We start from the raw sequence: 21,771 nt of genomic DNA on the forward strand, positions 1-21,771 counted from the left end.
GGCACCCCTGCCCGGCCGAACGCAAGCATCATACGAAGCCTGCCCGACCCCAACTCCACCAACCAGAAAGACACTTAGTCGCGACAGTCTACTAGGTTCGCTCAGACAGAAGCCCGAACGACGCGGTTCACGCTCGAAAGCCTCGGGCACGCCCGGCTGATCCCGCATGGGTGTTGAGCCAGAACCACTCGTTCATGCGAACGAGACTCCGCGACTGGCGTCCTCGGCGAACGTGACGTCTCTGACGTGGTGATGCGCCTCGATCCCCCAGTGCCCTCGAACGATCTTCGCCAGCCGTGCCGGGGTGGCCTGGGCCGCGGTGAGGTCGGTGAGGGCGTAGACGCACTACAGGGTGACCTTGCCGGTCTGCAGGGCCTGTACGGCGCGCGGGAAGGCCGGCCGCTTGGGCACGGTGGCGGCCTTGAGATGGCGGATCTCATCGCGTCCGTGCGCGCGGTCGCGGGTGCGGTACCCGAGCGGGATGTCGGCCCAGGGCAGTTCGCGCAGAACGCCGCGAGCTTTGGGTGATTGTCCTTGATCAGCGCGACGTAGTGGGCGTTCTTCGTCTCGACGAGGTAGCGGGCGTGCTCGTGCTGAGAGTGCAGGGCGTCGAAGGTGACGGTGCGGCCGGCCAGGTCGAGGTCGGCGCGCGGCGGGCGAAGCCGGGCGAGGAACAGCTTCAGCGGCTGGCCGGCCTCGGGCTGGACTGGGCGGCGCGGGCCTTGGGCACGGCGTAGCCGGACGGGGAAGTCATCGAGGTCCCTACCTCTGCTGCATCAGGCTTTGGCCATTTCGCGGTGGTGGCCGGGGGGTTCGGGATGGTGGGCCCGCCGGACACCCAGCCACCGCCTGGGAGCCCCCATCCCGCTGACCAGGTAATTCTCACCCAGTGACCAGCAATCCTCACTTCACTGTCCACACCCCGCCCCCTCGAGACCGGGTTGCAAGAGTGGTGGATGAGTGCCGTCCATCCTTTTTCCGGTGCGCGGCAACCTTTCGGCGACCCGGGGCCACTAGATGGTGTGCGCGTCCCCGCGCGACGATCATCTTCTGGATGGAATGCTCGCAATGCCCCTGCATAGAAAATCCCGACGCCGCTTTGCCGTCGCCGCCGGTGTGCCGGCCGTGCTGGCGCTGACCGCGGGCGGTTTCCTGTTCGCCCAGGGCGCGAAGGCGGCCAACACGATCGCGGTCGACGTCAACGCGACCCAGCGCCTCGGCACCGTCTCGAACATCGCCAACGGCCTGAACACGGCGACGTTCGACGGCCACCTCAATGACAGTGCGATCATCCCCGCGCTCTCGACCGCAGGCATCAACGCACTGCGCTACCCCGGCGGCTCAACCGCTGATGCCTACCACTGGCAGACGAACACGACGGTCGACGGGCTGGGCTACGCCAACCCGAACAACGGTTTCGACGACTTCATGGGCATCGCGCGGAAGACCGGTGCGAGCCCGATCATCACCGCGAACTACGGCTCGGGCACCGCGGAAGAGGCGGCGGCGTGGGTCAAGTACGCGAACGTCACCAAGCACTACGGGGTCAAGTACTGGGAGCTCGGCAACGAGATTCCTGGCGACGGCACCTACGGTTCGCACTGGGAGGAGGAGAAGAAGCCTCTGGGCGCCACAACCTACGCGAACAACATTGCGGACTACATCACCCGGATGAAGGCCGTCGACCCGAGCATCAAGGTCGGCGCCGTGCTGACCACCTACAACAGCTGGCCCGACGGGTCGATCGCCACCCGATACGGCGACACGGCGGACTGGAACACCACCGTGCTCAAGCGCGACGGCGCCAAGCTCGACTTCGTGATCGTCCACGACTACCCGAGCTCGAACTCCGAGTCACAACTGCTGGGCCAGTACCAGCACATCGCCTCGGTGATCTCGCACACCCGCGCCGAGATCAACCGGTACGCCGGTAGCAACGCCTCGAACGTGCAGATCATGATCACCGAGACGAACGCGAGCTACGAGTCCGACTCCGTTCCGGCCGCCCTCTACGCCGCCGACAGCTACATGACGTACCTGCAGCACGGAGTCGCGAACGTCGACTGGTGGGACCTGCACAACGGCCCCTCGAACATCAGCAAACTGCCCGACGGTACGACGGACTTCGGCGACGGCGGCGTGCTCTCCGCCGGCGGCTGCACCGGCAGCGTGTGCGAGCCCGCTGCGAACACCCCGTTCCCCGTCTACTACGGTCTTCAGGCCGTGGGCGGATTGGCCACCCCGGGCGCCGAGATGGTCGGCACCAGCACCTCCAGCTCCACGGTCACCTCCTACGCGGTCAAGACTTCGACCGGCCTGAACCTCATGCTCGTCAACCACAACGCGCAGACCAGTGAGCCGGTCAGCATCGACTACGCCGGATTCACCCCAGGCAGCGTCACCTCCGCGCAGCAGTTCAGCGAAGCGAACCGGAAGCTCGTGCCGATCAGCGGCCTCGACGCGCGCGGCCTGACCCTGCCGCCCTACTCCATCACGATCCTGAAGCTCTCCGCCGGCTCCACCCCCAGCGCCTCGTGCACCGTGACCGCCAGCACCGGCTCGTCCTGGTACGGCGGCTACGTCGAGAACGTCAAGATCACCAACCACGGCCCCGCCACCAGGAACTGGACGATCACCTTCGGTCTCCCGGCCAACACCCGCGTGACCAACAGCTGGAACCTGACCCGCAGTCAGGACGGCGACACCATCACCGCCCGAGCCGTGAGCTACGACAAGACCATTCCCGCGGGAGGCACCCTGCCCTTCGGCTTCGTCACCGCCGGCTCCGTCCAGAAAGTGGCCCAGCCCACCTGGTACGCCCTCAACGGCGTGCGCTGCGGCAGTTAGCCGCGCCCCGTTACCTATTTGGTGGCCCCGGAAATGGGGCTCCCGGCCTCCGGGCCCGGCATGACTGAGTCCCCCTGTCGCACGGATGATCCGGGGGGTGGTGTCACCGGGCATCGGAGGCACCGGTAGACCGCTGATCAGGGGCACGACCGCCGACCCGGCGACGGGTACGGCAACGTTGCGCTTGGGGGCCGGTCGGAGAACGGTGGAAGCGGTCGTTGATGATCAAGGTGTCTGACGCCTCATCAACAACAACCGCTTCCGATGCCATCATCCTCGATCATCGCGCTCGAGCGCCACCGCGACCACGATGCGGCCGCCTCCCTCGACTCCGCCGGCCTCGACCAGGCGGTCGACCTCGCCGAGGTCCTGGACGGCCTGCCCGATCCCCGGCGCCGCCAGGGCCGCCGCTACCGTCTCGGCTCGATGCCCGCGCTGTGCACCCTGGCCGTACTCGCCGGTGCCCGCACCCTCTCCGCGATCGCCCGACATGCCGCCGAACTCCCACCCCACCTGCACGATCGACACCGCCGTCGGCGCCTGGCGCGCCCACCTTGCCGACCCCGGCGAGGCCGTGGCCCTGGACGGCAAGGCCCTGCACAGCTCTCGTATCGCCGAACAACGCGCGATCCACCTCGTGTCCGTGATCAAGAGTGGCGAGATCACGCAGACCTGCCAGAACATCGAAAGGCGAGGCTTGGTGTCGGACGGGGTTTTCAGCCGTGGTCAGGCCTGGGAGAGGTGCCAGAACTGTCCACTGGTGGTGCTACAACCGTTGATCACGACGGCGGTGCCGTTCTTGGACGTGTTGGGGAACAGCGCGATGCACTCGCTGCTCAGCCCGGAGGCCAGCCACAGGTGGCCGAACCCGTCGGCGGGCCGCAGCTGCCAGGACTCCTGCGGGAGGGAGGCGTTGCACGCCTCCTGGTCGAGCTGGGCGCCGTCGACGGGTTCGGTCACGCTCATGCAGTAGCCGCTGCCGGTGTTCTCCAGCAGGAAGAACCCGTTGCCGAGGTCGATCGGCCGCCACACCTGGTTCAGCTCGCCGTCGCAAGACCACTCGTGGACGAGCGTGCCGGGGTCTAAGCGGCCGTTGCCGTCGACCTCGGCGCACTTGCCGGCGTGGTCGTTGACGATGGTGTAGTTCTGGGCCGCCGCCGGCCGCGTCCCGCCCGGCGCCCGGCCGGCGGCGTGCGGTGCCGCCGGTACGGCGCCGGCGGCCTGGGCTGACCCCGCCCCGGTCAGCGCGGCCCCCGCCACCAGGACGCCGGCCAGTAGGATCCCGGCGCTTCCCGTCCTCGTTCTGGTCATTTGGTTTCCCCTCCCGTAGTGAAAGTGACGGGACGTCACCGCCTCGTCGCGCCCGAACGGTGCGCCGGCGGCGGTGGAACGGCGGTACGGAAGACCGCCGGTCCGTCGCCCGCTCTCATGGACGGGAACCAGTGTCCGGCGCGCGGTGCGGCGGGACATCGGGAGCCGCTCCCCATCCCGGGGCGACGATCTCCCTACGCCTGGTCACGTCGCGTCGGCTGCGCACGCCGAGTTTGGCCAGGACGGCGGAGACGTGGTGGCCGACTGTCTTTGTGGAGATGTGCAGCCGCTGCGCGATCTCCGTGTCGCGCAGACCCGCCTCGAGCAGCGCGAGCACCTCGGCCTGCCGGGCGGTCAGCCCGTCGGGGTGGCTGAGCGTGGACCGGCGGGGCGCACGTCGGCCCTGCCGGCGCAGCTGTTCGGCGATCCGGTCGGCGGCGGCGCGGGCACCGAGCCGTTCCAGCTGGTGCAGGGCCCGGGGGAGCTGCTCCGGGTCGCGGGCCAGCGCCAGCCCGGCCTCGTACGGGCAGCCGAGCGCCTCCCACGCGGCGGCGGCCTCGGCCGGGGGCAGCCGGTAGGGCTCCGCCGCGGCATGAGAGCACGGTGTCCGGCCCGGGTCGAGCCACTGCCCGAGTTCGCCCACCGCCCAGCCGTGGTCCAGCCGTACGGCCAGCTCGTAGGTGGGGCGGACCAGGTGGTCGGTCGGCCTTCCGGCCAGCCAGGCCAGCTCCGCGCGGGCCGCCGCGACGGGCCAAAGGCGTTGCAGGGATTCGGTGCGCTCGGCCAGGTCCCATGCGGAGTCGAGCGTTCCGGCGGCTCGTGGGTCGCCGCGTCTGGCCTGCAACCGCCCGAGCACGGTCAGGGCGACGATCCGGGCCGACGTACCCGCGGTTGGATCGACGTCCGTCAGCGCGGCCTCGGCCTCGGCCCAGCGGCCGCGCTCGAACAGGCAGCGCGCCCACCAAGCGGCGGCGTACGACCGGTGCGCGTCGAAGTCCCGGGCCCCGCACCAGGCGATGGCTTGGTGCAGCCAGGGCTCGGCGGTGGTGTAGCGGCGGATCTCACCTGCGCCCGTGCCGATGTTCGTCATCGCCATACCGACGGCCGCGTCGTCGCCGACGCTCCTGGCCGCCTCGAGACTCCGGACGAGGGTCGCCTCCGCGAGTTCGGGTTCACAGAACCACTGGGCTGAGCCGACCGCGTTGAGGGCCTGCGCGAGCAGGTGCTGCTGTCCGTACCGCTCGGCCAGCTCAGCCGCCTGGCGCCCGGTCCGGACGGCCTCAGGGATCTCCCGGGAGAGCATCAGCAGGACGGCCAACCAGGCATAGGCGGCGGCTTGGCCGGGCCCCGGGCGTGACCGGTCGGCCGCCGCGCGGGCGAGGCGGCCGTTCTCCAACGCCTCGGCGCCCCGGCCGTTGCGCCACAGGTAGTAGGCGCCTCTGGCGAGCAGCGCGGCCTCCTGGGCCCGCTCGCGCCGCTCGCTCAGGCACTCCAGGGCCTGCCGCAGGGCGTCGACGGCCTCGTCGTCCCGGCCCAGGCGTCCACAGGCGTCGCCGTAGGCCTCCAGGAGCTCGGCGCGATCCGCCGCGGGCAACGGGTCCGCGAACCGCAAGGCCTGCGCGTAGTGCTCGGCGGCCTGCCGGTGGGCCCCGAGCGCCGCGGCACGTCGAGCCGCCGCGGGAGCATGGCACAACACCGCGGGGCCCTGGTCCGCCTCTTGGGCGTGGTGGGCCAGCCGGGCGGGCTCCGCGCCCGCAGCGGTCAGGCCGTCCAGGGCGTCGCGGTGCAGGGCGACCCGCCGGCCGGGCGGGGTGCTCTCCTCGACGGCCAGCCGCGCCAGCTCGTGTCGGAACCGGACGTGGTTTCCCTCGACGACGAGCATGCCGGCGTCCACGCAGGCGTCGACGGACCGCGCCGGGACCAGCGACAGCGGAGCGCCGTCGGGGAAGACCGCCACCGCTTCCAGGGCCTTCCGCCGGTCGGCGCCGAGCGCGGCCGCCCGGGCCAGCACGGCGTCCCGGACGGTCTCGGGTAAGCGCCGTCCCGGCTCGGCGAGCGCCTCGGTGACGAAGAAGGGGTTGCCGCCGGTCCTGGCGTGCAGATCGGCGACGTCCCGCGGGTCGCCGGGGCCCGCCAGTGCGGCGACGGCCGCGACCGAAAGCGGCGCGAGACGGACCCGGACGACGGTCCGGTCGGTGGCGAGCGATCCCAGCAGCCTGCGCAGCGGGTGGGTGGAATCCACCTCGTCGTCGCGGTAGGTGACGACGAGCAGGCTGCGCGTCGCGGCGATCCGCCGTCCGACGAAGACGAGCAGGTCGACGGTGGCCTCGTCGGCCCAGTGCGCGTCCTCCACCACGACCAGCCACTCACGTGCCGTCAACTCGTCCAGGAGCGCGGTGAAGAGAGCGTGCCGAGGGCCGTCCGCCCGAACCAGCCCGGCCAGCGCACCGCCTGCCGTGGCGGCCATGTCGTGCAGCGGGCCGAGTGGCCGCGGCGTGTGGAGCGCGTCGCAGACACCGCGCAGGACCGGTCTGGCCGCCTCCTCGCAGAACGCCCGCACCACCGCGGTCTTGCCGATCCCCGCCTCTCCCCCGACCAGGGCGATCCGGCCCGGCGGGCAGTTCCGTAACGCAGCTATGGCATGTTCACGCTCCAGCAGTCCCATGCCGGGAGTCTAGGTGTCGATGGGCGGGGCCAAGGCGGAAGCGGCCGCGCGGAAGCCCGGCGGGTGCCCGAAGATCGTTTCAGTCGGCAGGCGGGCGGGGTCGGCAAGGCGCTCGCGATCGTCGGTCCGGGTCTGGGTCTGGGTCTGGAGGTCGGCGCAGGGGGCGGTTTCGGCTGCAACTGCGGCTGGCTTCGCCACTCCGGCCTGGCATGGGGAGTGAGCGGAACACAGATAGGGATGTGTTCCCGATGAGGCGAGGCCGTCGCTGCACGATGCTCGTGGTGAGAAGGGAGCGTGGGACATGCCGCGATACCTCGTTCAGAGGCACTTCACCGAAGGGCTGCACATCCCGGTCGACGCCGAGGGCGCCAAGAGCTGCTCGATGGTGGTTCACACCAACGCCGAACTCGGGGTCACCTGGGTCCACTCCTATGTGAGCATCGACAAGAGCGTGACGTGCTGCGTGTACGACGGGCCGTCCGAGGACGCCATCCGGAGGGCTGCGGACGCTTCCGGTCTGCCGGCCGACCAGATCACCGAGGTCAGGGTCCTGGATCCGTACTTCTACCACTGAGCCTCGGCTCATTGTCGGCTGGCACTGCCCAGGGTCGCCGGCGGCTTCGGCGCCCCGGGGTGGCCGCGATGGTGCCGCCCGCGACATCGATGCCGGAAACCGGACGCTCGGCGGGATCGCAGGCCTGTGATGCGGTGCGGCAGCACGCAACAGCACCACCCGCGCACCGCGGCGGCGGTTATGCACCTCGCGGACCTCGACGCACCGCCCCATCGCACCGCCCGAGCCGCGACCAGGGCCGGGCCCGAGCGTTTCGCGTCGCGGGGAGCCGCCACGGCCCGGCTCCCCGCCGAACTGCTCGCCACCTGAGAAGGCGGCCGCCGGCGGTCACGACACACAGGCCTGGTAGCCGGCCGCTCTCCTGACGACCAGCCTGCGGAGCGTCCGGTGCTGGGCCGAGCCGCCCCCGTCTGAGAGATCGGCTCGGCGGCTGCGCGGCGCTCCGGTTCCGACGTCGGACTCGTACTCGTGACGCGGTCCGCGGACCTCGCCGCCACCCGCCTTCGGCCCGCCACCGGCGGTTTTGGACCGGATCCAGCGCCATTTCAGCGCACCGGACGGGAGTGAAGAACGACACCGCGGCACCGTCGCCGCGGAACACCTCGAAAAGGAGTACAGCCATGCGTGTTCCATCGGTGCGGGCCGGTCGCCTCGGCGCCGCCGCAATTCTGGTGCTGACCGCCGGGAGCCTGGCCGTAGCGGCAGGGCCCGCAGGGGCCTCGCCGACGACGGTCGCCGACTGCGACCCGGCCGGCAACATCATGCTGAACCCGACGACGGTCGTGTCCGGTGGCTCGGTGAACGTCGGCTGGCACGTCGTCAACATCGCCGGCTGCAATCCGGCGATCATCTCCGAGCGGATCTCCGGACCCGGCTTCCAGGGCGACGAAGCCGTGACGACGTCCGGCAGCCGCACCGTGACGCTCTCGCAGCCCGGGCCGAGCACGGCGACGTGGACGCTGAGCGTCGCCACCCGGTTCGGCGAAACCGCACTGGACGAACAGTCGGCCACCGTGGAGCCGGCGTTCACCGTGAACGGTCTGGCCGGCGCGACAATCGCCTTCCCCGATGCCTCGGGCACCGAGACCAAGACGCAGATCCACTCCGAGGCCCGGAGCACGGGCGCCCCGGTCAAGTCCGGCACCCGGGTGTCACTGTTCAATGTCGGCGCCGACTACGAGGCCGCCTACCAAGGCGCCAACGGCGACCTGTGGGTGGTGGCGCCGGACGGCACCGCGACCGACACCGGCCTCGGAATGGCGGCGGGGACCGGTCCGAGCATCACAGCCACGGGCGCGAGCAGCTTCACTGTCGCGTTCCAGGCCAACACCGGCGCCTTGTGGACCTACTCCTCCGTCACCGGTGGACGCAGCGTCGGCTTCGGGATGGCCCAGGGCACCAGCCCGAGCGTGACCCTGACGTCCGCCGGCGTCGCGATCGCATACGTCGACCCGAACGGCAACCTGGCCGTCATCGACCCCGTGACCGGGTTCGGCGGGTACGGCACGCCGCACGCGCCGGTCGCGCCGGGGACGAGCCCCGCGATCACGTACATCCCGAACCAGAAGGACGCCTACGAGATCGTGTACCAGGCCCCGGACCACAGCGTGCGCACCGCTGACCACGCCCACGCGCAGACCTTCCCGACCCCGCTGACCGCGGCGGCGGGCACCAGCCCGGCGATCACGACCCTGCCCTCCGGCGAGATCGACATCGCTGTCAACGGTTCCGACGGCACTGTCCAGACCCTGACCTCGACCGGCACCGCGACCACCATCGGCTTCGCGTTCCCGGCCGGCACCAGCCCGGCGATCGCCCCGGCGGCCGGCGGCGGCGCGGTGGTCGCGTGGGAGGACGTGGACAACACGATCAACACCTTCGTGACCGGCGTCGGCGTCACGAGGACCGGCGTGAGCATGTTCCCCGGCAACAGCCCGGCCATCGCGCAGATCACCAGTCTGACGCGCTGAACGGGTTCCGGGAGACGTGCGGCATCTCGGCTTTCGACGTTCTGGCAAGTCTGGGTGACCAGGCTGCGCCGACTGCAGCCCATGCCTGCTGGACGGCGCGGATTTCCTCATCCGGCGTCGGCCAGGTGGTGGCCGTGGGCCTTCTGCGATCCTGTGCATGCTGGATCCCGAGCTGCTGGATCGGATCGCCGCACGGCGTGCGGAACTGGACGAACTCGAACATCAGCCGGCCAAGCAGCCGGCCGAGGTACGGGCGGAGCGGGCCGAAATCGCGGTCGCCGAACGGGGCCTTGAGGGCAACGTCGCCGGTCTGATCGCCTTCCTCACCGAGACCTCCCTGGTCTTCCTGCTGACCCTGTACCTCCAGGAGGTGCTCGGCTTCTCCCCGCTGGCCGCCGGTCTGTCCTTCGGTGTGTTGGGTATCGGCACGGTCGTCGGCGGGTCTGTCGCTCCGAAGGTCATCGGAAAGATCGGCAGCAAGCAGACGCTGATCACCGGCGGTGTGCTGCAGACCGTGTTCACGGCCGCTCTGCTCGGCCTCGGCGCCACTCACTCCTCGCTGTGGCTGCTGCTCGTCGCCGCTTTCGCCGGGGGTGTGGGCAACATGCTCGTCCTCGTCGGATTCATGGTCACCGCCACCTCCGGTCTCGCCGACCACGAACAGGGCCTGGCCACGGGGCTCGCGACCATGATCCAGCAGATCGGCATCACCATGGGCACGCCGATCATGAGCGCCATCGCGACCGCCGCGATGACCGGCACGGGAGCGTCGGCCATCCTCGGCGGACTGAAGACGGCCATCGCGGTCAACGCCGCCCTCGTTGTCCTCGGCGCCCTGACCAGCGCCGTGTTCCTGCGTGGTGCGCGGTCGAGTGCGCAGTGACTCGCGACGGTACGAACCCCGCGCCGACCTGGCCGCTCCTGACGAGGACAGGGCCGTACGTCCGGACGGGCGGCGACCCGGTGAGGTGCGGTGGCGGGCCGCCTGGCTCGACGCGGGAAGGGCCGCCAAGATCCTCAAGGGCCGTCAGGATCCTCAAAGGACTTGAAGCAGCAGGACTGCGGCATCGATCAGTCCGTCTTCGTCGACGGTGAAGAACGCGGGGAGAGGGCCTGTTCGGCCCAGATCGTCTTGCCGGTGTACGTCTGGCGAGTACCCCAGCCCTGGGTGAGCTGAGCGACGAGGAGCAGGCCGCGGCCGCCTTCGTCGAAGGTGCGCGCGCGGCGCAGATGGGGAGTGGTGTTGCTGGCGTCGGAGACTTCGCAGATGAGGTTGCGGTCGCGGATGAGCCGGAGCTGAATGGGGGCGCCGCCGTAACGGATGGCGTTGGTGACGAGTTCACTGACGACCAGTTCGGTGACGAAGGCGGCCTCGTCCAGGCCCCAGGCGGACAGCTGACGGGTGGCGTTCTTGCGGGTCTCGGCGACCGCTGAGGGATCGGGTGGCACGTCCCAGGTGGCGACATGGGCCGCGTCCAGAGCGCGGGTGCGGGCTATCAACAGCGCCACGTCATCGGCGGGGTGGTCCGGGAGAAGCGTCTGAAGCACGGTGTCGCAGGTGCTCTCCAAGGACGAGGCCGGCCGGGCCAGCACCTTGCGCAGTGCGTCGAGACCTTCGTCGATGTCGTGGCCGCGGGCCTCGATGAGGCCATCGGTGTACAGCGCGAGGATGCTTCCTTCGGCCAGCTCGAGCTCGGTGACTTCGAAGGGCAGGCCGCCAAGCCCCAGCGGCGGGCCCGCAGGTATGTCGGGGAACACGACGGCGCCGTCCGGGGCCGCCAGCGCGGGTACGGGGTGGCCCGCGCGAGCCATGGCGCAGCGCCGGGAGACCGGGTCGTAGACGGCGTACAGGCAGGTCGCGCCGATGTCGCCGACGATGCCGGCCGTGCTTTCGGCCTCCGCGGACAGGTGGATGACCATGTCGTCCAGGTGGGTCAGCAGCTCGTCGGGCGGAAGGTCGACATCGGCAAGGGTGCGCACGGCGGTGCGCAGTCGTCCCATGGCGGCCGAGGCCTGGATGCCGTGGCCGACGACGTCGCCGACGACGAGCGCGACCCGGGCGCCGGACAGCGGGATCACGTCGAACCAGTCGCCGCCGACGCCGGCTTGCGTGCTGGCGGGTAGGTAGCGGGAGGCGACGTCGACGGCGGCCTGCGGGGGCAGCTGCTGCGGCAGGAGACTGCTCTGAAGAGTGAGGGAGGTGCGGCGCTCGCGGCTGTAGCGGCGGGCGTTGTCGATGCAGACGGCGGCCCTGGCGGTGATCTCCTCGCCCAGGAGCAGGTCGTCCTGCTCGAAGGGTTCCGGGTTCCGGTGGCGGGAGAACGTGGCCACGCCGAGGGTGATGCCGCGGGCGCGCATCGGCACGGCCAGCACGGAGTGAAAGCCGTAGCGTCGCATCCGCTCGGCCCGGTCCGGAGTCTGGCTCGCCACCCGGTCCATCGCGGAAGCTGTCACGTTCTCGATAAGCGGCCGGCCGGTGGTCAGGCACCTGGCCGCAGTCGAATCGTCCGGGTACGCGGCCACTGTTCCGCGCTTCACGACGACCTCGGGGCAACCCTCCAGGACCGACTGGTAGGCGACACGGCGCAGCATGACGGGGCTGGGTGGCGAGCCGGCGCGTGGGTCGTCGCCGCCTTCGATGGCGGGAAGCAGGTCGACGGTGACGAAGTCCGCGAGTTGGGGGATGGCCACATCGGCGAGTTCCTGCGCGGTCCGGGCGAGGTCCAGGGTGCTGCCGATGCGGATGCTGGCCGCGTTGAGCAGGGCCAGGCGCCCTCGGGCCAGGTGCTCCTCGGTCATGTCGTGTGCGGAAAGGAGCACTCCCCGTATCGTTCCCTCGGCGTCCCGCAGGGGGGTGAGCAACGTCGTCCAGACGCTCTCGCTCTCATGCCCCGCCAGGTGCAGGGACTGCTGCAGATGCTGCTGTTCGCCGGTCACCAGCGCCCGCCGCATACACTGTTCCGTCCGGTCGCTCTCCGGGTCGACCACGATCTCCGACACGCGCAGCCCCTGCATCGCCGCTTCGGGCAGACCGATCACCCGCTCCATGTCCGCGTTGGCCCGCCGCAGCCGCAGGCCGGCGTCGTAGAGCGCCGTCGTGAACGGGGACCGGGTGAACGCCCACATCACCAGCGCGTCGTCGTGGAGCGGCGACGCCGGCCGGGCCAGGGGGGAGACCAGGAGCCACTCGCCGCCTCCTTTCTCCTCGCCGTCGCGCTCCCCGCGGTGGGCCAGCAGGTTCACCGCGAGGTGGTGGCCGTCCCGGTGCAGGAGAGTCGCCGTCCCGTTCCACCTCGGCAGTGTTTTCAGGGAACGAAGCGTCTCGGCGGGCGGCGGCTCCCCTGCGAGCAATGATGCGCCGGGCCGGCCGATGATCTCAGTGGACCGGTATCCGAGCAGCCGCCGTGCTCCCTCGCTCCACCCGGTCACGATGCCGTTCGAGTCCACGCGGGCTTGGGCCGTTGCCGACTCGTCGATGGGGTCGTCCGGCCGCCACGCCGCCCGGTCGTCGCCGACGGTGTCAGAACCCGTCATCGCGTTCATCCGCCTCACTTCGGTCTTTCCACCGTGCGTCCCGGCCCGGCCACGAGCAACCCAGGGGGGATGGTCGGACATATATCCTCGATAAGGGCATAAATGCAAAAGAGAGACCAATGCATCGGGGCTGGAGGGTCGTGCCATGATCGTCACCGGCAAGGAGACGTGGCCGGACGCGGCTGAATGGACCGGGAAGATCTACAGCGGCGGTTGGCGGCAGTCCCAGGGCGGTGTTCAGCCGGTGAACGAACCCGCCACGGGGGAGCGGCTGGCTGAGGTGGGTGTGGCAGCGCCCACGGATGTCGCCCGGGCCGGCGCCCTGGCCGCCCGTGCCCAGCGGGCCTGGGCCGAGGCGGTGCCCCAGGAGCGCGCCGAGGTCCTGCTCCGCGCCGCCCGGGCATTGCGCGACAACGCCGATGCGATTCGCGAGTGGATCGTCAGGGAGTCCGGCGGCGTCCCGGCGAAGGGCGACTACGAGATCGCGGCCGGACTCAGCCAGCTCGCGCAGGCTGCCGGACTCGCGTCGCTGCCCCGAGGCGAGATCCTGAGCCCGTCGGCACCCGCCCAGACCAGTTACGCATGGCGGGTCCCGCTGGGGGTGGTCGGCGTCGTCAACCCCTGGAACGCCCCCTTGCTTTTCGCCATGCGGGCCCTGGCCCCCGCACTCGTGCTGGGTAACGCCGTTCTGCTCAAGCCCGATCCCCACACACCCGTGTCCGGCGGTGTCGTCGTGGCGCGGCTGTTCGAGGAGGCCGGACTGCCCGAGGGGCTGCTCCACGTCCTGCCCGGAGGCCCCGGCACCGGTGAGGCGGTCGTGGCCGACCCCCACGTCGCCCTGGTCGTCTTCACCGGCTCCACCGAGGCGGGACGGGCGGTCGCTCGCGCCGCGGGCGACGGGCTCAAGCGGGTGGCCCTGGAACTGGGCGGCAAGAACTCGATCGTCGTGCTCGACGACGCGGACATCGACGCCGCCGCGGCAGCCGGGGCGATGAGCTCCTTCGGCTACCAGGGGCAGGCCTGCGTCGCCGCCGGACGTCACCTGGTGCACGCCGACGTCGTGAAGCCCTACACGGAGGCGCTGCTCAGGCAGGCGGGTGCGCTGCGGGTCGGCGACCCGCGCGAGGAGGGAGTGGCCCTCGGTCCTGTGATCAGCGAGGGCCAGGCCGCGAGGATCGAACGCATCGTGGACGAGAGCGTGGCCGCCGGCGCACGGGTACTGGCGGGCGGACGCCGGGACGGGCTGTTCTACCCGCCCACCGTTCTGGACCGCGTCGAGCGGACCATGCCCGCCTTCACCGAGGAGATCTTCGGGCCGGTCGCTCCCCTCGTCGCCTTCCGTACCGACGATGAGGCCGTCGAGATCGCCAACGACACCGAATACGGCCTGACGGCGGCCGTGCACTCCGGTTCGACCTCGAGGGCCGTGGCCATCGCCGAGCAGTTGCGCACCGGCATGGTGCACCTCAACGACGTTTCCGCCAAGGACGCCGCGAACGCCCCCTTCGGCGGGATGGGAGCGTCGGGCAACGGCTCCCGCATCGGCGGCACCGCCAACCTGGAGCAGTTCACCCAGTGGCGCTGGATGACGGTCCTGGGTTCCGTGTGATTGCGGGGACGACTGACGGCACCAGCGAGGGTGACGATGGGTGTCGGTAGACGATCCAGGTCACCGCGGACTGATCGTCAGGGTCAGAAGCTCGGTGGCCGTCGGCGCCGCGCGAGTTCTACCGCCTGAGGTCGATCGTGCGGACCGGCTGACCTGTCGTGCGGGCGATGGTTTCGAAGTCGCGGTCGTAGTGGAGGAGGGTGAGCCCGGCTTCCTCGGCCGCGGCGGCCACCAGGAGGTCGACGGGGCCCGCGCTGCGGTGTTCTCCCTTGGCGGTCAGCTGTTCCTGGACGATGCGGGAGCGGCGGTAGACGCCGTCGGGCATGGGGCACCAGGCGTAGTGGGCGTCGAGGGCTGCTTTCAAGCGGGTGCGGTCCGTGGCGGAGCGTGCCGAGTAGAGGACTTCCAGTTCGGTGAGGTCACAGATCGCGACGAGGCCGGCGGCGATCCTGTCGTCCCATTCGGTGGTGTTGTGGCGGAGCAGGACACGGGCGAGGGCGGAGGTGTCGATGAGGTAGTCGGCGACGGTCACGCGTCCGCTCCGGGCTCGTCGCCATCGGTTGCCGCGCCCGCGCTCGTGGGGCGGTATGTGCGCTTGTCCAGGAGCAGGTCGATGTCCAGGGCGCCCTCGGCCACCAGTTCGCGGGCTTCGTCGAGTGCCCGCAGGCGCCGGTAGCGGGCCGTGACTTCCCGCAGCGCGGTGTTGATGGTGTCGCGTTTGGTGGAAGTGCCGAGCTCTCTGGCTGCTTCTTCCAGCGCCTCGTCGTCGAGATCGATGACCGTCCGGCTCATGGTGGCCTCCTCCGCTGGGGTGCATCAGAAAGAGTGTATCAAGATACAAGATCATTGATATATCCTCTTCGGCTGCGACCCGCTGAGGGCGGGCTGCACACGCCTCACCGCCCGGGAGTGGGGAGGGGGTGGTCGAGTCCGCGGTGATCTTCTCTCGGCGGGAGACTATGCGCAGCCGCCCCACCGGCATAACAAGAATCCTCGGTGACGCAGGGGCTGACGGCTGGCCTTCGGCCGCGGTGTCCCCGGATCGGCGGCAACAACCTGATCGGTTGCCCCGGCCCGCGACTGGTGCAGCACGACCGCGTCCGCCTGAACCGCGGCGGATGGTTCATGACCCCGAGATGTTCGTTCCGTGCTGGCTCCGCCCTGCCCGAACACCGAAAAGCGGGCCCTGTCTCACATTCGGTGGTGACGTTAAGTAGCTGCGGCGGCTGACAGCAACATCGCCAGTCCAGCATGGGTGAAGCGACTGTCGACCCCGTTCACGCCTGCCTCGACGACGCGTCTGCGACTGCTCTCCCCCGGAGCTCGGACCTGGCGCATTAGTGGTTACTTTCTGTCACCGACGAATGTGAGACAGGGCCGAAAAGCGTCGGCCACCGGACAACGGTTCCCCTCAACGACTGCTCATCGCCCCAACCAACACAGCGAGACCAGATGGCTGATGAGACGTCTTGTCGGCCGGGCTACGGGTGCGTGTCCGTGATCGCGATGACCTCGTCGAGGCGATCCAGGGCGGCCTGCAGGTCGTCGATCTTGGCCTGGATGCGCTCGCGCTCGGCTCGCAGCATGGCTCGTTGCCCGGCGTCGGTGTGCCCGGAGTCCCAGCACGGAAGGAGTTCGGCAATCCTTCGGCTGGTCAGGCCGACGGCGAACATCTGCTGGAAGAAGCGGACCAGGGGGATGGCGTCCTGCCGGTACAGGCGCTGGCCGGACGGGCTGCGCTCCGCCACGAGCAGCCCTTGCTGCTCGTAGTAGCGCACCGCGCGCACCGAGACACCGGCACCCCGTGCCACCTCGCCGATGCGGATCAACTGCTCGGCCGCGGCCACTGTGACAGTCATGGTGATTCCTCTCACCCCTGGTCCCGGCGACCAGCACTTGCCTCTGACGCCAACGTCAGGTTCTAGCGTCCCTGACATGGATATCAAGAACTCCGTCGCCCTTGTCACCGGAGCCAACCGCGGCCTGGGTCGCGCCTTCGCCCAGCGCCTGCTCGAACGAGGTGCCCGCACGGTCTACGCCACGGCCCGCCGACCGGAGACCGTGGACCTGCCCGGGGTCGAGGTGCTGCCCCTCGACATCGCCGATCCCGCATCCGTGAGGGCTGCCGGCGAGGCCGCCCCGGACGTCTCGCTACTCATCAACAACGCGGGGATCAGTACGGGGACCGACCTGGTGACCGGTTCGCTGGACGCGGTGCGGCACGAACTGGAGACCAACATGTTCGGCCACCTGGGAATGATCCGGGAGTTCACGCCGACGCTCGCCAGGAACGGCGGGGGCGCGATCGTCAACGTCCTCTCCGCCATGTCGTGGTTCGGAGGCAAGGGCGCAAATGCCTACCACCTCACCAAGGCCGCCGCTTGGGCCATGACCAACGGCGTCCGCCTGGAGCTCGCCGAGCAGGGCACGCTCGTCACAGCGGTACACCTCGGCCTGGCCGACACCGACATGGCCGCGGGCTGGCCGGTGGACAAGATCGCTCCGTCGGACCTGGTCGACGCGGCACTCGACGGTGTCGAGGCGGGCTCCGCCGAGGTCCTCGCCGACCAGTGGAGTCGGGACGTCAAGTCCCGCCTGCCGCTGACGCCGGAAGAGTTCAACGCCGCGATGGACCGCGCCCTGGCGGCGCTGATGACCCCCTGAGGGGGCCCTCGGGCCGCACTGACTTCGGTTGGCCGCTTCTCCATCAGCCTTTCGAACTCCTCTACTTGAGGTTGAGCTCGTGGTGTCGTCTCGCACATCAGGCGGGTCCGACGGCAGGCCCGGTCTCGGCAAGGCAGCCGTCCATGAGGTGACTGCGGTACTGGATGAGGCGTACGCCGCGTCGGATGCGCTGGTCGAGGTGTTCGGGAGGCGGCGTACGCCCATCTGCGTCTGGCGGACTTCGGGTATCCGTCCCTGCCCTATCTGGCCGGGCAGCGCGGAGCCTGAGAGGCAGCGGCCGGGAGGCGATGTACCTCGCCCGTCCGGCCAGTTAGAGCGATCTGGCCTCACAGTGCCGCGGAGGTGCTCTCGACCTCAGGTGCGGCTGCGCTGCCCAGCAGGCGCAGAGCGGCCTCGGAAGGCGAGCCCGGTTCGGCCGTGTAGGCGATCAGGCGCTGGCCGGACGAGCCGGGGATGACGAGGTTCTCGAAGCTCAGGTCCATCGTGCCGACCAGCGGGTGACGCAGCTGCTTGACGCCCGAGGTGCAGGTGCGTACCGGATGGCGGGCCCAGCGGGAGGCGAACTCGTCGCACTGAACGGTGAGTTGGCCGACCAGTTCGGTCAGCCGGCGGGCGCGACGGTGCACGACTGGCCGCTGAACGTGTTCACGCCCGAGCAGGCGGCGGCCGAGGTGCCCACGCTGCGCGCGATCGCCACCGGTGATCCGCACAACCTGGTCTTCCAGCGGGACTACCGGATCGTGCCGGCGATCACGCGAGGCGCGCGATGAGCGGGGCGGCGTCGGCCCTGCGTCTGTCGGTGCTGGACCAGTCGCCCGTCGGCGCGGGCTTCTCACCGGCCGACTCACTGCGAGCCTCGGTCGAACTGGCGCAGGCCGCCGAGGAGTTGGGATACGTCCGCTACTGGACAGCGGAACATCACGGCTCCCCGGGGTTCGCGGGCTGCGCCCCGGAGATCCTCGCCGCCGTCCTGCCGGACATGGCGGATGCCTCCCTGGGGACGTGGCTGAAGCCGAGCATGGCTCCCGGATCCTGGAACAGTTGAGTGCGGAAGAAGTGGGCACGCTACGCTCGGCGCTCCGAGCGGTGAAGAGGCGGAGCAGCGGATGATCACAGCCCTGGGGCTGGCCGGATACGCGGGCCTGGTGGGTGCCGCGGTGCCTCCTCTGCTGGCTCGTGCGCGATGGGCGCACCGCGCGCCGGGCGTCGCGGTCCTCGCGTGGCAGGGCCTCATGGTCACGTTCGTCGTCGCCACCGTTCTCGCGGTGTACCACCTGGTGACGGCCGAACAGCACATGCATGACGGACTGGTCGGTCTGCTCACCGCGTGCGGAGTGGCCGCCGACGCTCCGGCCGGCAAGGCGTCGCCCGACTTCGGGGACGCGCTGGTCATCGCCGCCCCCCTCACGGTCCTGCTGTTGCCGATCGGCTGGCTGGTCCGGTGCGCCTGGCGCGCTCGACGCGCTCGCGCCCGTCAGCTGGACCTGCTCACTCTCGTCGGCGAACCGGCGCCCGAGTACGGCGCCACGATCGTCGACTACGACGTCCCTGCCATCTACTGCCTGTCGGGACGCGGTTCCCACATCGTCGTCACTCAGGGGGCGCTGGACGCCCTGTCCGAGGAACAGTTGCGGGCCGTGGTGGACCACGAGCGCGCCCACATCGTGGGGCGGCATCATCTGCTGAAGGTCCTCGTCGACGCGTTCTCCCGCGCGTTCCGGGGCCTGCCGCTCGCCCGGCTCGCCAAGGAGCAGACGAACCTGCTGCTGGAAATGATCGCGGACGACCGCGCGCTGCGGTTCCACTCCCGGGAGGTCCTGGCCACCGCGATGTACGAAGTCGCGGCCGGGCGGGTGCCGCAGGTGGCTCTGGGAGCCGGTGGTTCGGGCGCCCTCATCCGGCTGCGACGCGTGCTCACCCCGCAGCCCCGGCCGCATCGAGCGGCGTGGCTGGGGATCGTGGCGGCGAGCGTCGCGGCTCCGTTGCTTCCCTTGCTGGTGGCGTGCGGGCCCTGACTCCTGCAGGACCCGCACTGTCCCCAACAGTCGCGCATCTCTGCGCAGTTGTGTGTTTCCACACAGCAAGAGCACCTCACCGAAGATCCCGACCGCTTCCTGAAGCGCCGATGGGGCTCAGCACACGACCCGGGTCTCCCGGCGTTCCTTGAGATGCCTCGAATCATTCTACTGTTTGCTTGCTAAGTAGACTAGTTGATTCCGGTGGGCCCGGTGCAGCGTCGCCTTGAGTGCTCCGTACGACGCGAATTCGCCGTCCGGCGTGGTTACTTGAAGGACCGCAGCCGCAGGCTGTTGGTGACGACGAAGACCGAGGAGAAGGCCATCGCCGCGCCGGCGATCATCGGGTTGAGCATGCCGAAGGCGGCGAGCGGCAGGGCGGCGACGTTGTAGCCGAAGGCCCAGAAGAGGTTGCCCTTGATGGTGGCCAGGGTCTTCCTGGACAGACGGATCGCGTCGGCGGCCACCCGCAGGTCGCCGCGGACGAGTGTCAGGTCGCCCGCCTCGATCGCCGCGTCCGTGCCGGTGCCCATGGCCAGGCCCAGGTCGGCGGTGGCCAGAGCGGCCGCGTCGTTGACGCCGTCACCGACCATCGCGACCGTCCGCCCCTCGGCCTGCAGCCGCTTGACCACGTCCACCTTGTCCTGGGGCAGAACCTCGGCGATCACCTCGTCGATCCCGACGGCCCGGGCGACGGACTCGGCGACGAGCTGGTTGTCGCCGGTCAACAGGACTGGCCGCAGACCCAGCCGGCGCAGCTCGGCCACCGCCTCGGCACTGGTCTCCTTGACCGCGTCGGCCACCGTGAGAACGCCGCGCGCCTCACCGTCCCAGGCGACGGCGACCGCCGTGTGCCCCTCGGCCTCCGCGGCGGCCTTGGCCTCGGCCAGCTCGCGGGGAAGCTCGACGCCCCACTCCCTGAGGAGCTTTTCGCGTCCGACGAGCACCGCGTGTCCGTCGACGACGCCCTGGACACCGAGGCCTGCGATGTTCTCGAAGTTCTCCGGCACCGGCAGGCTCTCGACCCGCTCGATCGCCCCGGCCGCGATCGCCTGGGCGATCGGGTGCTCGGAGGCGTGCTCCAACGCGCCCGCCAGCCGCAGCAGTTCGTCCTTGCCGACGCCGTCGGTGACGTACACCTCGTGGAGGGTCATACGGCCGGTCGTCACGGTCCCGGTCTTGTCCAGCACCATGGTGTCGACGCGGCGCGTGGACTCCAGGACCTCGGGACCCTTGATGAGGATGCCGAGTTGGGCACCGCGCCCGGTGCCGACCATCAGCGCGGTCGGCGTGGCCAGGCCCAGCGCACACGGGCAGGCGATGATGAGGACCGCGACGGCCGCCGTGAACGCGGCGGTCGCGTCACCGGTGACCAGCAGCCAGGTCAGCAGGGTACCCAGGGCGATGAGCATGACCACGGGCACGAAGATGCCGGAGATCCGGTCGGCCAGCCGCTGCACCTCGGCTTTGCCGTTCTGCGCGTCCTCGACCAGCCTCGCCATCCGGGCGAGCTGGGTGTCGGCGCCGACACGGGTCGCCTCCACGACGAGCCTGCCGCCCGCGTTGACCGTGGCGCCGGTGACCGCGTCGCCGACGGTGACGTCCACTGGCACGGACTCCCCGGTCAGCATGGAAGCGTCCACGGCTGAGGTGCCCTCGACGACGGTGCCGTCGGTGGCGATCTTCTCGCCGGGCCGTACGACGAACCGGTCGCCGACCGCCAACTGCGCGACAGGGACGTGTACTTCCTTGCCACCGCGCAGTACGGAGACGTCCTTGGCGCCGAGCTCCAGCAGCGCCCGCAGTGCCGCCCCTGCCTTGCGCTTGGACTTCGCCTCCAGGTAGCGCCCGGCCAGGATGAACGCAGTCACGCCGGCCGCCGCCTCCAGGTAGATGGAGGAGGAGCCGTCGGTGCGGGAGACGGTGAGGTCGAAGCCGTGCCGCATGCCCGTCATGCCTGCGTGGCCGAAGAACAGGGCCCACAGCGACCAGCCGAACGCGGCGAGCGTGCCGATCGACACCAGAGTGTCCATCGTGGCGGATCCGTGCCGGGCGTTGGTCCAGGCAGCCTTGTGGAAGGGAAGGGCGCCCCAGACGACGACCGGCGCCGCCAGCGTCAGGGAGAGCCACTGCCAGTTGTCGAACTGCAGGGCGGGGACCATCGCCATCAGGATGACGGGCACGGACAGGACGACCGAGACGAGCAGGCGCCCTCGGAGCGAGAGCAGTTCGCCGTCCGGTGCCGGAGCCGCCTCGACCTCGGCGTCGTCGCCGGCCGGGTGAGCGGGCGGCGGCGGTTCCGCGGCGGTGTAGCCGGTCTTCTCCACGGTGGCGATGAGGTCGGCGACCTCGATGCCCGCCGGGTAGGCGACCTTCGCCTTCTCGGTGGCGAAGTTGACCGTGGCGGTGACGCCGTCCATGCGGTTGAGCTTCTTCTCGATGCGGGCCGCGCAGGAGGCGCAGGTCATGCCGCCTATGGAGAGCTCGACGTCGGAGGTGGGGGCAGGGAGCGTACTGCTGTGCGTCGTCTCGGGTGCGGTGCTGGTCATGCGTATCTCCTG

17 protein-coding genes and 2 pseudogenes are annotated in these 21,771 nt (G+C 70.3%); 11 read left to right on the forward strand and 8 right to left on the reverse strand.

Going from position 1 to position 21,771, the window contains the following annotated elements:
* The first annotated feature begins 584 nt into the window (after window positions 1–584).
* The 3 genes and pseudogenes from ACIRVK_RS25155 to ACIRVK_RS25165 form a co-directional block, all read left to right on the forward strand.
* A complete protein-coding gene (locus ACIRVK_RS25155; RefSeq protein WP_404250678.1) occupies window positions 585–737 on the forward strand; it encodes a hypothetical protein in 153 nt (50 codons plus the stop codon).
* A gap of 322 nt (window positions 738–1,059) precedes the next feature.
* Window positions 1,060–2,847 (forward strand): cellulose binding domain-containing protein, encoded by a 1,788-nt coding sequence (locus ACIRVK_RS25160; RefSeq protein ID WP_404250680.1) that lies wholly within the window; start codon window positions 1,060–1,062, stop codon window positions 2,845–2,847.
* A gap of 264 nt (window positions 2,848–3,111) precedes the next feature.
* A pseudogene (locus tag ACIRVK_RS25165) lies at window positions 3,112–3,321 on the forward strand (hypothetical protein); the annotation flags it as partial.
* Between the two features lie 252 nt (window positions 3,322–3,573).
* Here the strand turns inward: ACIRVK_RS25165 and ACIRVK_RS25170 are convergent.
* Both ACIRVK_RS25170 and ACIRVK_RS25175 read right to left on the reverse strand, forming a co-directional pair.
* A complete protein-coding gene (locus ACIRVK_RS25170) occupies window positions 3,574–4,158 on the reverse strand; it encodes an RICIN domain-containing protein (protein ID WP_404250682.1) in 585 nt (194 codons plus the stop codon).
* 115 nt (window positions 4,159–4,273) lie between these two features.
* Window positions 4,274–6,823 (reverse strand): ATP-binding protein, encoded by a 2,550-nt coding sequence (locus tag ACIRVK_RS25175; protein WP_404250684.1) that lies wholly within the window; start codon window positions 6,821–6,823, stop codon window positions 4,274–4,276.
* A 301-nt stretch (window positions 6,824–7,124) separates the two neighbouring features.
* On the opposite strand from ACIRVK_RS25175, the gene ACIRVK_RS25180 reads away from it, so the two are divergent.
* From ACIRVK_RS25180 to ACIRVK_RS25190, 3 genes and pseudogenes are all read left to right on the forward strand, one after another.
* Window positions 7,125–7,397, forward strand: coding sequence for a DUF4242 domain-containing protein (locus ACIRVK_RS25180; protein ID WP_404250686.1), 273 nt, complete (start codon window positions 7,125–7,127; stop codon window positions 7,395–7,397).
* Between the two features lie 620 nt (window positions 7,398–8,017).
* Window positions 8,018–9,367: a hypothetical protein gene (locus tag ACIRVK_RS25185; protein ID WP_404250688.1), complete on the forward strand. Its 1,350-nt coding sequence runs from the start codon at window positions 8,018–8,020 to the stop codon at window positions 9,365–9,367.
* Window positions 9,368–9,662: 295 nt separating this feature from the next.
* Window positions 9,663–10,250, forward strand: a pseudogene (locus ACIRVK_RS25190) (MFS transporter); the annotation flags it as partial.
* 188 nt (window positions 10,251–10,438) lie between these two features.
* On the opposite strand, the gene ACIRVK_RS25195 reads toward ACIRVK_RS25190, so the two are convergent.
* Window positions 10,439–12,910, reverse strand: coding sequence for a SpoIIE family protein phosphatase (locus ACIRVK_RS25195; RefSeq protein ID WP_404250690.1), 2,472 nt, complete (start codon window positions 12,908–12,910; stop codon window positions 10,439–10,441).
* A 136-nt stretch (window positions 12,911–13,046) separates the two neighbouring features.
* Between ACIRVK_RS25195 and ACIRVK_RS25200 the strand changes: the two genes are divergently transcribed.
* Window positions 13,047–14,510: an aldehyde dehydrogenase family protein gene (locus tag ACIRVK_RS25200; protein ID WP_404250692.1), complete on the forward strand. Its 1,464-nt coding sequence runs from the start codon at window positions 13,047–13,049 to the stop codon at window positions 14,508–14,510.
* A gap of 118 nt (window positions 14,511–14,628) precedes the next feature.
* Here ACIRVK_RS25200 and ACIRVK_RS25205 read toward each other — a convergent pair whose 3' ends face one another.
* The 3 genes from ACIRVK_RS25205 to ACIRVK_RS25215 all read right to left on the reverse strand — a co-directional run bounded on the left by ACIRVK_RS25205 (window position 14,629) and on the right by ACIRVK_RS25215 (window position 16,369).
* Entirely contained in the window at window positions 14,629–15,042 is a 414-nt protein-coding gene (locus ACIRVK_RS25205) for a PIN domain nuclease (RefSeq protein WP_404250694.1), read from the reverse strand.
* Window positions 15,039–15,302 carry a type II toxin-antitoxin system VapB family antitoxin gene (locus ACIRVK_RS25210; protein WP_404250696.1) on the reverse strand — a complete coding sequence of 88 codons (264 nt, stop codon included), beginning with the start codon at window positions 15,300–15,302 and terminating at the stop codon, window positions 15,039–15,041. Before ACIRVK_RS25210 ends, ACIRVK_RS25205 begins: the two co-directional genes overlap by 4 nt.
* A gap of 689 nt (window positions 15,303–15,991) precedes the next feature.
* On the reverse strand, window positions 15,992–16,369 hold the full coding sequence (locus ACIRVK_RS25215) for a MerR family DNA-binding transcriptional regulator (RefSeq protein ID WP_404250698.1): 378 nt from the start codon (window positions 16,367–16,369) through the stop codon (window positions 15,992–15,994).
* Between the two features lie 76 nt (window positions 16,370–16,445).
* On the opposite strand from ACIRVK_RS25215, the gene ACIRVK_RS25220 reads away from it, so the two are divergent.
* Window positions 16,446–17,174 carry an SDR family oxidoreductase gene (locus ACIRVK_RS25220; protein WP_404250700.1) on the forward strand — a complete coding sequence of 243 codons (729 nt, stop codon included), beginning with the start codon at window positions 16,446–16,448 and terminating at the stop codon, window positions 17,172–17,174.
* A 347-nt stretch (window positions 17,175–17,521) separates the two neighbouring features.
* On the opposite strand, the gene ACIRVK_RS25225 is transcribed toward ACIRVK_RS25220, so the two are convergent.
* The gene (locus tag ACIRVK_RS25225) at window positions 17,522–17,821 is read right to left on the reverse strand and encodes a hypothetical protein (RefSeq protein WP_404250702.1); all 300 of its coding nucleotides are present in this window, start codon (window positions 17,819–17,821) and stop codon (window positions 17,522–17,524) included.
* Here ACIRVK_RS25225 and ACIRVK_RS25230 point away from each other — a divergent pair.
* The 3 genes from ACIRVK_RS25230 to ACIRVK_RS25240 all read left to right on the forward strand — a co-directional run bounded on the left by ACIRVK_RS25230 (window position 17,816) and on the right by ACIRVK_RS25240 (window position 19,210).
* Window positions 17,816–17,965: a hypothetical protein gene (locus ACIRVK_RS25230; protein ID WP_404250704.1), complete on the forward strand. Its 150-nt coding sequence runs from the start codon at window positions 17,816–17,818 to the stop codon at window positions 17,963–17,965. The two genes, ACIRVK_RS25225 and ACIRVK_RS25230, sit on opposite strands and share 6 nt — an antisense overlap.
* Entirely contained in the window at window positions 17,962–18,240 is a 279-nt protein-coding gene (locus ACIRVK_RS25235) for an LLM class flavin-dependent oxidoreductase (RefSeq protein WP_404250706.1), read from the forward strand. The genes ACIRVK_RS25230 and ACIRVK_RS25235 overlap by 4 nt, the downstream gene beginning before the upstream one ends.
* Before the next feature lie 61 nt (window positions 18,241–18,301).
* The gene (locus ACIRVK_RS25240) at window positions 18,302–19,210 is read left to right on the forward strand and encodes a M56 family metallopeptidase (RefSeq protein ID WP_404250708.1); all 909 of its coding nucleotides are present in this window, start codon (window positions 18,302–18,304) and stop codon (window positions 19,208–19,210) included.
* A 266-nt stretch (window positions 19,211–19,476) separates the two neighbouring features.
* Here the strand turns inward: ACIRVK_RS25240 and ACIRVK_RS25245 are convergent, their stop codons facing one another.
* Window positions 19,477–21,759: a heavy metal translocating P-type ATPase gene (locus ACIRVK_RS25245; RefSeq protein ID WP_404250710.1), complete on the reverse strand. Its 2,283-nt coding sequence runs from the start codon at window positions 21,757–21,759 to the stop codon at window positions 19,477–19,479.
* Between the last annotated feature and the right edge of the window lie 12 nt (window positions 21,760–21,771).

It is taken from the genome of Streptomyces sp. NPDC101152 (assembly GCF_044768275.1).
Lineage (GTDB): Bacteria > Actinomycetota > Actinomycetes > Streptomycetales > Streptomycetaceae > Streptomyces.